Source organism: Duganella sp. S19_KUP01_CR8, assembly GCF_036688705.1.
In the GTDB taxonomy this organism is placed as follows: domain Bacteria; phylum Pseudomonadota; class Gammaproteobacteria; order Burkholderiales; family Burkholderiaceae_D; genus Rugamonas.
In genome coordinates this window covers 97,631-107,483 of record NZ_JAQQPR010000025.1, presented here as the reverse complement: position 1 = coordinate 107,483, position 9,853 = coordinate 97,631, and the positions used below count along the sequence as shown (strand labels likewise).

Sequence of the window (9,853 nt, the reverse complement as noted above, 5' to 3'; positions counted from 1 at the left end):
GAGCTCGGCTCCCTCAGCCGAGCTCATGCTCAAATGGGGGACCTGACCCCGGAGGTGATGGGGAAAAGGTGCTCTGTTCGCGGCTTTGAATAACCGTTTGTGTTGCATACTATGTAACCAAATCAGGCGGAACGGATCATGGCGACCTCCAGCATTACCTCCAGCGGCAGTACCGGCAGTCCGACGGTGTCGAACGATATCTACAATCGCGTCCAGCAAACGATGGCGTCGCAGAATAGCGCCGCGACCAAGCTGAATACGACGCTGAAGAACGACCAGACCAAGCTGTCCGCACTCGGCCAGCTGCAAAGCGCGCTGGCGAATTTCCAGTCGATCGCGGCCGGCCTGACCGGAAGCGGTTTGAGCACCAGCGCCGCCACTTCGGTCAAGAATGTGCTGACCGCCGCGTCCACCGGCACCGCCAAGGCCGGCACTTATGCGGTCGAGGTCAAGCAACTGGCGCAGGGGCAGTTCCTTACCAGCGATGCATTCGCGGCGTCGGACGCCAAGATCGGCTCGGGCGCCGTCACCACCGTCAAGATCGACTTCGGCACGGCCGGCGGCGACAAGGGCTTTGCCCTGAACGGCAAGGCGGCCAGCAAGTCGGTCACCATCGACAGCAGCAACAATACGCTGGACGGCATCGCCGCCGCGTTCAAGGCGGCCGGCGTCGACGTCAAGGTGGTCAAGGGCGACGACGGCAAGTTCTCGCTGGCGATCGCCGGCCCTAGCGGCGCGGCCAACAGCATGCGCATCAGCGTCAGCGGCGACGCCGCGCTGAAAAACCTGCTCGGCTTCGATCCCGACGGCACCCAAAAACTCAAGCAGACCAGCGCCGGCATGGACGCCATCCTGAGCGTCGACGGCAAGGAAGTCACCAGCGCCAGCAACACGGTCGACAAGGCCATCGCCGGCGCCACGCTGAGCTTGACCGCCGCCGGCAAGACCGACGTCACCATCACCCAGGACGCCAGCCAGATCGGCACCAACCTGAAATCCTTCGTCAGCGCCTACAACGACTTGAACAAGAAGCTGCAAGCGCTGCAAAAAGGCGACCTGAAGTCCGACACCGCGATGGGGCAGGTCAGCAGCCAGCTCAGCCTGCTGCTGAAGACGGGCGGCGGCAGCGTTTCGATGTCGGCGCTCAATGCGGCCGGCGTCAGCCTGGACAGCAACGGCCAACTGCTGGTGGATGACAAGAAGCTGAAGGCCGCGCTGGCCAGCGATTCGGCCGCCGTCGGCAAGCTGTTCACCAACAATGGCAAGGGCATCGCCGACCTGCTGTCGGCCAAGGCCTCGGCGCTGACCTCGGACAGCAGCGTGATCAGCAAGGAAGCCGGCATGCTGGGCCGCGAGATCAGCAGCATCAACGGCCGCCGCACGGTGCTGACCAAGGCGCTGACGGCGCAGGCGACCGCCCTGGCGGCGCTGTACACGGCCCAGGCCCAGACCGGCGCCGGCAGCGCGGTCAATGGCACGGCCGGCAAGTCCGGTACCTTGTTCGATATGCTGGGTTGATATTTCAGACGGATATTTCTAACGAATTCCTTGCGTCGAAACTGGCTATGCCCGATCATCACGGCTTGTGATTGATTCCACTCGGAGGGGCTATGGCAGGGAAGTTCGTTGGTGCGGCGTTGGTGGCGGCTGGCTTGATGGCGGGCGCGGGGCAGGTGGCGGCCCAGGCGCAAGAGGAAAAAGTCCTCAACATCTACAACTGGTCGGACTATATCGCCGACGATACCGTCAAAAACTTTGAAAAAGAAACCGGTATCAAGGTCCGTTATGACCTGTTTGATAACAACGAAATCCTCAATTCCAAGCTGGCCGCCGGCAAGTCGGGCTACGACGTCGTGGTGCCGACCGCGCAATGGGCGCGCCTGCAAATCGACGGCAAGCTGCTGCGCAAGCTCGATAAATCCAAGCTCAGCAACCTGAAAAACATGGATCCGGCGATCCAGGCCAAGCTGGCGGGCATCGATCCGAACAACGAATACCTGGTCGACTGGCTGTGGGGCTATACCACGGTCGGTATCAACGTCAACAAGGTCAAGGCCGCGCTGGGCGGCATGCCGATGCCGGACAACGCCTGGGACTTGATCTTCAACCCGAAATACGCGGCCAAGCTGAAGTCGTGCGGCGTGTCCTTCCTCGATTCGCCGTCCGAAGTGCTGCCGGCCGCGCTGCTGTACCTGGGCAAGCCGGCCTACTCGAAGAACGCCGCCGACTACGCCGAGGCGGGCAAGCTGCTGCAGGCTATTCGTCCGAATGTGACGCTGTTCAGCTCGTCGGGCTATATCAACGACATGGCCAACGGCGCGGTGTGCGTGGCGCTGGGCTGGTCGGGCGACATCAACATCGCCCGCCAGCGCGCGATCGACGCCAAGAACGGCAATGTGATCGAGGTGCTGGTGCCGAAGACCTCGGCCGCGCTGGTGTTCGACACCATGGCCATCCCGGCCGATGCGCCGCACCCGAACAACGCCCACCTGTGGATCAACTACATCATGCGTCCCGAGGTGCATGCCAGCCTGACCAACAAGGTGTTCTACGCCAATCCGAACGCTGCCAGCCTGAAGTTCGTGCGCAAGGATATCGCCGACAACAAGACGGTGTTCCTGTCGGACGCCGACAAGCAGCGCATGGCCGCGCCGGAAGCGGTGCCGGCTGATATCCGCCGCAACATTACCCGCATCTACACCAAGTTCAAGACCGGCCTGTAAACGGGTCATTCCCGCGCAGGCGGGAATCCATAGTCAGCATGGATTCCCGCCTGCGCGGGAATGACGGGTGGCTTCGGTGAAGCCTAAGCTATTCGTGATAGCGGTCGACCAATTTGTGTTTGCTGCCGCGCATTTCCTCTATGAGCTCGTACACTACCAAGGCGATCATCCCTCCGAAGATCCCCATCGTGAGTAAGGTGAACATGGTAACCCTCCCTCAAGTTGTTACGATTAAACTTTAGCAGATGGTTGCCGCTTTACAAGCTCTACCCAGCGTATTTCCCGCTTATTTCACCACCAGGTCGGCCGCCATCACCGCTTTCAGGTAGACGCTCATGGCGTTGCCGGGGTCGCGCTGGGAAAACCACCAGGCGCTGGCCTTGCGGATATCCCACTCCAGGTCGTCGCCCGTCATCAACAGCGAGGCCAGCTGGCCCAGCGTCGGCTGGTGCCCCACCACCAGCACCGAATCCTTGTTGCCCGGCCAGTTGGCGGCCTTGAGGATGTCGGAGGCGTCGGCGCCGGGCGCCAGGTCGGTGTGGATCTTGAACTTGCGCCCCAGCGCTTCGGCCGTCTGCAAGGTGCGCACGGCGGGGCTGCACAGGATGCGGCAGCTGTCGGGCAGCTGGGAATCGAGCCATTGGCCCATGCGGCGCGCCTGCTTCAGACCCTTGACGGTCAGCTCGCGCTCCAGATCGGACATGCCGGGTTCCGCGTCCTCGGCCTCGGCATGCCGCCACAATATGAGATCCATGTTTTTCTCCTGAACGACTTGCGAAAAAAGATCCCGCTCCGTTTATTCCCCCAGATGGGCGCCGGGCATGCCCAGCGTTTCCATCAGGTGCTGCTGGGCGCTGTAGGGCAGCTGTTTGCCGCGCGCCTTGCGGCGCTGGTAGTGGCCGTCCGCTTCCAGCTCCCAGGCGTTCATATTATCCTTTAAATAAGGGTTCAGGCCTTCCGTCAGCACGCGGCGCTTGAGCGCCTTGTCGAGGATGGGGAAGGCCACCTCGATGCGGCGGAACAGGTTGCGGCTCATCCAGTCGGCGCTGGCCAGCATGACGTCGTGCGCCAGGTCGTTGCGGAAGTAGTAGATACGGCTGTGTTCGAGGAAGCGGCCGATGATGGAGCGCACCTTGATGTTTTCCGACAGCCCCGGCACGCCCGGCTTGAGCATGCAGGCGCCGCGCACGATCAGGTCGATCTTGACGCCGTCCTTGGAGGCCGCGTACAGCGCGCGTATCACCGATTCGTCGACCAGCGCGTTGATCTTGACGATGATACGTCCCGGCCGTCCGGCGCGGGCGATGCGCGCTTCGTTGCGGATGGCTTTGATGATCTCGTTGTGCAGCGCGAACGGCGCCAGCCACAGGTGCACCAGCCGGTGCGGCTTGGTCAGGCTGGTCAGGTGGATGAACACTTCGTTGACTTCCTGGCTGATGCCGGGATGGCAGGTCAGCAGGCCGAAGTCGGTGTAGAACTTGGTGGTGGTCGGGTGATAGTTGCCGGTGCCGAGGTGGGCGTAGAAGCGCAGCTTGTGGTCTTCGCGGCGTATCACCAGCGCCACCTTGGCGTGGGTCTTCAGGCCGACCACGCCGTACACCACCTGGGCGCCGGCCTGTTCCAGCTTGTCGGCCCAGTTGATGTTGGCTTCCTCGTCGAAGCGCGCCTTCAGCTCGACGATCACGGTCACTTCCTTGCCCGAGCGCGCCGCCAGGATCAGCGATTCCATCAGGTCCGAGTTCATGCCGGTGCGGTAGATGGTCTGCTTGATCGCCACCACCGCCGGATCCAGCGCGGCGCTGCGGATGAAGTCGATCACCGTCTGGAAGGTTTGGTACGGGTGGTGCAGCAGGATGTCGCCCTCGCGCAGGGCGGCGAAGATGTCCGGGCTGCCCGGCTTTTGCGCGACGCCCGGGTAGAACGGCGGGAAGCGCAGCGACGGGTTGTCGACGTGGTCCATGATCTCGGTCAGGCGCACCAGGTTGACCGGGCCGTTGACCGCGTACAGCCGGCTCTGGTGCAGGCCGAACTGGTCGAGCAGGAATTGCGACAGCTCCGGCGGGCAGTTCTTGGCCACTTCCAGCCGCACCGAGGTGCCGAACTGGCGGCCCTGCAATTCGCCCTTGAGCGCCTGGCGCAGGTTCTTGACCTCGTCCTCGTCGACCCACAGGTCGGAATCGCGGGTGACGCGGAACTGCGAATAGGCGATCACTTCGCGGCCGGCGAACAGGTCGGAGATGTGGGCGTGGATGATGGACGACAGCAGGCAGAACGACACGCCGCCGCTTTTCGACAGATGGTCGGGCAGGCGGATCACGCGCGGCAGCACGCGCGGCGCTTTCACAATCGCGATGGCGGTGCCGCGGCCGAAGGCGTCCTTGCCGGACAGCGAGACGATGAAGTTGAGACTCTTATTAACGACTTGCGGGAAGGGATGGGCCGGATCGAGGCCGATCGGCGTCAGCAGCGGGCGCACTTCGGTGTCGAAGTATTCCTTGACCCAGGCGCGCTGCGCCTCGTTGCGTTCGTTGTGGCGCACCAGGTGCACGCCGTTGGCGGCCAGCTGGGGCAGTACTTCCTGGTTGAGGATTTCATACTGGTGGGTCACCAGCGCGTGGCATTCATTGCTGATGCGCGACAGCGTGGCGACCAGCGCCGGGTGGTTGGACAGCGAACCTTCGACGCTGCCGGCCGCCAGCAGGCTGGCCACGCGCACTTCGAAGAACTCGTCCAGGTTGCTGCTGGCGATGCACAGGTAGCGCAGCCGCTCCAATAAAGGGATGCTCTTGTCTTCTGCCTGCGCCAATACACGCCGGTTGAACATCAGTTGCGACAGTTCCCGGTCCAGAAACGCGGAGTTCTTGTTTACTTCAGCATGCAAGTCAGGCTTCATGTCTTTTTGTTCACTTTGCAGTTAATCTCATTCTATCCTGTATCGATTCTTTAGAGCGGAAGAATGATGCAACAGTGTAAAGAAGAAATATGACAACTCCGTGACATCGTTTGTCATAAATGACTTTCGTGACGCGCCAATTATGACAGGATGGGCGTAATATATAGCGGCACCACAGCGGTACCATGGCCTGTTCTCAGAGGGGGGAGGGGCGCAATCTGCAGGGCAAATAACTATTTTTGACATATTTCGGTCATGTCATAAACCTGTCATATTGCGCCGGTAGACTGCGCAGCATCCTAACCTGTCATAACAAAAGGACTTGATATGCGACTGAAACAACTGTTCTCTTCCCTGGTAGTAGGCGTCACGGCTGTCATGGCCTTCTCGTCCGCTGCACACGCCGCCGATATGACCGGCGCCGGCGCCACCTTCCCTTACCCGATCTACGCCAAGTGGGCCGAGTCGTACAAAGCCGCCACCGGCAACGGCCTGAACTATCAGTCCGTCGGTTCGGGCGCCGGTATCAAGCAGATCAAAGCCAAGACCGTCGATTTCGGCGCGTCGGACATGCCGCTGAAAGCGGAAGACCTGGATGCTGAAGGCCTGATGCAATTCCCGGCCATCATGGGTGGCGTGGTCACCGTGGTCAACCTGGACGGCGTGACCCCTGGCCAGCTGAAACTGACCGGTCCGGTCGTGGCCGATATCTACCTGGGCAAGATCACCAACTGGAACGACGCCGCCATCGCCGCGCTGAACCCTGGCGTGAAGATCCCTGCCGGCGAGATCACCGTGGTGCACCGCGCCGACGGTTCGGGCACCTCCTTCCTGTTCACCGACTACCTGTCGAAAACCAGCCCTACCTTCAAGAGCCAGATCGGTTCCGGCACCGCCGTGAAATGGATCGTCGGCGTGGGCGGCAAGGGTAACGAAGGCGTCGCCGCCAACGTGCAGCGCATCAAGGGTTCGATCGGCTACGTCGAGTGGGCCTTCGCCAAGAAGAACAAGATGTCGCACACCCAGCTGAAAAACAAGGACGGCAACTACCTGCAGCCTGACGACGACTTCTTCAAAGCCGCCGCCGCCAACGCCGAGTGGACCAAGACCCCAGGCTTCGGCGTGGTGCTGACCGACCAGGCCGGCAAGAACTCGTGGCCGATCACCGGCGTGTCCTTCATCCTGATGCACAAAGCACAGGCTGACGCCAACAAAGGCAAGGAAGTCATCAAGTTCTTCGACTGGGCCTTCAAGAACGGTGGCGCCGCCGCTACCGAACTGGACTACGTTCCACTGCCAGCATCGGTTGTCAAGCTGGTCCAGGATGCCTGGAAAGCCAACCTGAAAGACGCTTCGGGCAAGGCTATCTACTAATCCGGACCTCCCTTCGCCGCCGCGCAGCAACAAGCGCGGGCGGCGAGGGGGTTAGCCTGCGCCTCCCGACCGGGAGCCGCAGGCTAGCTACCATCCACGAGACAACCATATGAGCGCTGATATCACTTCCACGCCACTGAACAAATCGGAGCCGGCCATGCAGACCGCCACCGCCGCCGCTGCCGGCGTTACCGCAGCCGAGCAGGCCGCAACCCAGGCCATGCACCGCACCATGCGCAACCAGCGCATCCAGGATTTCATCTTCCACAAGACCACGATGCTGTTCGCGCTGTCCGTGCTGGCGGTGCTGCTGGGTATCATCATCTCGCTGATGGTGGGCGCCTGGCCGGCCTTCAAGGAGTTCGGCCTGGCCTTCATCACCACCGTCGAGTGGGACCCGGTCAACGACAAGTACGGCGCGCTGATCGCCATCGTCGGCACCCTGGCCACCTCCGGCATCGCGCTGCTGATCGCCTTCCCGGTCAGCTTCGGCATCGCGCTGTTCCTGACCGAGATCTGCCCGGCCGGCCTGCGCCGTCCGCTGGGCACGGCGGTCGAGCTGCTGGCCGGCGTGCCGTCCATCATCTACGGCATGTGGGGCCTGTTCGTGTTCGCGCCGCTGTTCGGCGACTACGTGCAGCCTTTCCTGAAAAACACCATCGGCCACCTGCCCATCATCGGCCAGTTCTTCAGCGGCCCGACCATGGGCATCGGCATCCTGACCGCCGCGCTGATCCTGGCGGTGATGATCATCCCGTTCATTTCTTCGGTGATGCGCGACGTGTTCGAGATCGTGCCGGCGGTGCTGAAGGAATCGGCCTACGGCCTCGGCTGCACCCGCTGGGAAGTGGTGCGCAAGATCGTGCTGCCTTACACCAAGACCGGCGTGGTCGGCGGCGTCATGCTGGGCCTGGGCCGCGCGCTGGGCGAGACCATGGCCGTGACCTTCGTCATCGGCAACGCCAACAAGCTGTCGTGGTCGCTGTTCGCGGCGGGTAACTCGATCGCCTCGACCCTGGCCAACGAATTCGCCGAATCGGACACGCCGCTGCACACCTCGTCGCTGTTCGCGCTGGCCCTGATCCTGTTCGTCATCACCTTTATCGTTCTGTCCGCCGCCAAGCTGATGTTGGCCGGCATGTCTCGCAAGGAAGGCCTTAAATAATGAACCAAGCTATCAACCCCGTCTACCGCAAGCGCCTGCTGACGCACCGCATCGGCATCGCGCTGTCGGTGGCGGCGATGTCGATCGGCCTGCTGGTGCTGGCGTGGATCCTGGTCACGCTGGTGGTCAAGGGCTTCGGCGCGCTGAGCGTCCATCTGTTCACCCAGACCACGCCGGCCCCGGGCAGCGAAGGCGGCGGCCTGGCCAACGCCATCGTCGGCTCGCTGATGATCGTCGGCCTGGCCACGGCGATCAGCACGCCGATCGGCATCCTGGCCGGCATCTACCTGGCCGAGTACGGCGAGGAAAACAAGGTGGCGGCGGTGACCCGCTTCGTCACCGACATCATGCTGTCGGCGCCGTCGATCGTGATCGGCATGTTCGTCTGGGCCTTGTACGTGGCCACCGCCAAGCACTATTCCGGCTACGCCGGTTCGGTGGCGCTGGCGCTGATCGCGGTGCCGGTGGTGGTGCGCACCACCGACAACATGCTGCGCCTGGTGCCCAACAGCCTGCTGGAAGCGGCCTTCGCGCTGGGCGCGCCGCGCTGGAAAGTGGCGATGATGGTGCGCCTGCGCGCCGTCAAGGCCGGCGTGATCACCGGCGTGCTGCTGGCCGTGGCCCGCATCTCCGGCGAGACCGCGCCGCTGCTGTTCACCGCGCTGAACAACCAGTTCTTCAGCGCCGACATGAACGCGCCGATGGCCAACCTGCCGGTGGTGATCTACGGCTTCGCCATGAGCCCGTATGACAACTGGCGCGAGCTGGCCTGGGGCGGCGCGCTGCTGGTGACCTTCAGCGTGCTGGCGCTGAATATCATCTCGCGCACCCTGTTCAGCCAAAAAGTCCCGAATTAAACCTGAATATCAAAATCTGATAAAGCGATCCATAATGAATACGCAACTGAGCCAAGAGAATGTGGTAGCCGCGAACGGCAAACGTAAAACCATCGAGATTTCGGGTCTGAATTTTTTCTACGGTAAAACCCAGAGCCTGACCAACGTCAACCTGGATGTGCATGAAAAGCAGGTCACGGCCTTCATCGGCCCTTCGGGCTGCGGCAAGTCGACCCTGCTGCGCACGCTCAACCGCATGTACGACCTGTACCCTGGCCAGCGCGCCGAGGGCTCGATCATGTACCGCGGCCGTAACATCCTGGAAGAGGGCCAGGACGTCAACATGCTGCGCGCCAAGGTCGGCATGGTGTTCCAGAAGCCGACCCCGTTCCCGATGTCGATCTACGACAACATCGCCTTCGGCGTGCGCCTGTATGAAGACCTGTCGAAAGGCGAGATGGACGAGCGCGTCGAATGGGCGCTGAAGAAGGCCGCGCTGTGGGGCGAGGTCAAGGACAAGCTGACCAAGTCCGGCCTGTCGCTGTCGGGCGGCCAACAGCAGCGCCTGTGCATCGCGCGCGGCGTCGCCGTGAAACCGGACGTGCTGCTGCTGGACGAGCCGACCTCGGCGCTGGATCCGATCTCGACCTCGAAGGTGGAAGAGCTGATCAGCGAGCTGAAGCAGGACTACACCATCGCCATCGTCACCCACAATATGCAGCAGGCGGCGCGCTGCTCGGACTACACCGCCTATATGTACCTGGGCGAGCTGGTGGAGTTCGGCGAGACCGACCAGATCTTCATGAATCCTGCGCGCAAAGAGACGCAGGACTACATCACCGGTCGCTTCGGCTGATCGAAC

At 62.4% G+C, this 9,853-nt stretch carries 8 protein-coding genes; 6 read left to right on the top strand and 2 right to left on the bottom strand.

Translation table 11 applies throughout. From position 1 onward, the window contains the following. Nucleotides 1-138: 138 nt before the first annotated feature. Together fliD and V6M89_RS22980 are read left to right on the top strand one after the other, a co-directional pair. Nucleotides 139-1,518 carry a flagellar filament capping protein FliD gene (gene fliD / locus V6M89_RS22985; protein ID WP_332855362.1) on the top strand — a complete coding sequence of 460 codons (1,380 nt, stop codon included), beginning with the start codon at nucleotides 139-141 and terminating at the stop codon, nucleotides 1,516-1,518. A 92-nt stretch (nucleotides 1,519-1,610) separates the two neighbouring features. Then, on the top strand, nucleotides 1,611-2,723 hold the full coding sequence (locus tag V6M89_RS22980) for a polyamine ABC transporter substrate-binding protein (RefSeq protein WP_332855361.1): 1,113 nt from the start codon (nucleotides 1,611-1,613) through the stop codon (nucleotides 2,721-2,723). Between the two features lie 286 nt (nucleotides 2,724-3,009). Here V6M89_RS22980 and sixA read toward each other — a convergent pair whose 3' ends face one another. Further along, nucleotides 3,010-3,477 carry a phosphohistidine phosphatase SixA gene (gene sixA / locus V6M89_RS22975; RefSeq protein ID WP_332855360.1) on the bottom strand — a complete coding sequence of 156 codons (468 nt, stop codon included), beginning with the start codon at nucleotides 3,475-3,477 and terminating at the stop codon, nucleotides 3,010-3,012. Between the two features lie 42 nt (nucleotides 3,478-3,519). Then, nucleotides 3,520-5,616, bottom strand: a complete 2,097-nt coding sequence (gene ppk1 / locus V6M89_RS22970) for a polyphosphate kinase 1 (protein ID WP_332855359.1) — start codon at nucleotides 5,614-5,616, stop codon at nucleotides 3,520-3,522. Between the two features lie 327 nt (nucleotides 5,617-5,943). Here ppk1 and pstS point away from each other — a divergent pair, with 327 nt between their 5' ends. The 4 genes from pstS (at nucleotide 5,944) to pstB (ending at nucleotide 9,847) form a co-directional block, all read left to right on the top strand. Beyond that, nucleotides 5,944-6,990, top strand: a complete 1,047-nt coding sequence (gene pstS, locus V6M89_RS22965) for a phosphate ABC transporter substrate-binding protein PstS (RefSeq protein WP_332855358.1) — start codon at nucleotides 5,944-5,946, stop codon at nucleotides 6,988-6,990. A 157-nt stretch (nucleotides 6,991-7,147) separates the two neighbouring features. After that, nucleotides 7,148-8,155, top strand: a complete 1,008-nt coding sequence (pstC, locus tag V6M89_RS22960; RefSeq protein WP_332855364.1) for a phosphate ABC transporter permease subunit PstC — start codon at nucleotides 7,148-7,150, stop codon at nucleotides 8,153-8,155. Further along, a complete protein-coding gene (pstA, locus tag V6M89_RS22955; RefSeq protein ID WP_332855357.1) occupies nucleotides 8,155-9,012 on the top strand; it encodes a phosphate ABC transporter permease PstA in 858 nt (285 codons plus the stop codon). Before pstC ends, pstA begins: the two co-directional genes overlap by 1 nt. Before the next feature lie 34 nt (nucleotides 9,013-9,046). Continuing rightward, nucleotides 9,047-9,847 carry a phosphate ABC transporter ATP-binding protein PstB gene (gene pstB / locus V6M89_RS22950; RefSeq protein ID WP_332855356.1) on the top strand — a complete coding sequence of 267 codons (801 nt, stop codon included), beginning with the start codon at nucleotides 9,047-9,049 and terminating at the stop codon, nucleotides 9,845-9,847. The last annotated feature ends 6 nt before the right edge of the window (nucleotides 9,848-9,853 follow it).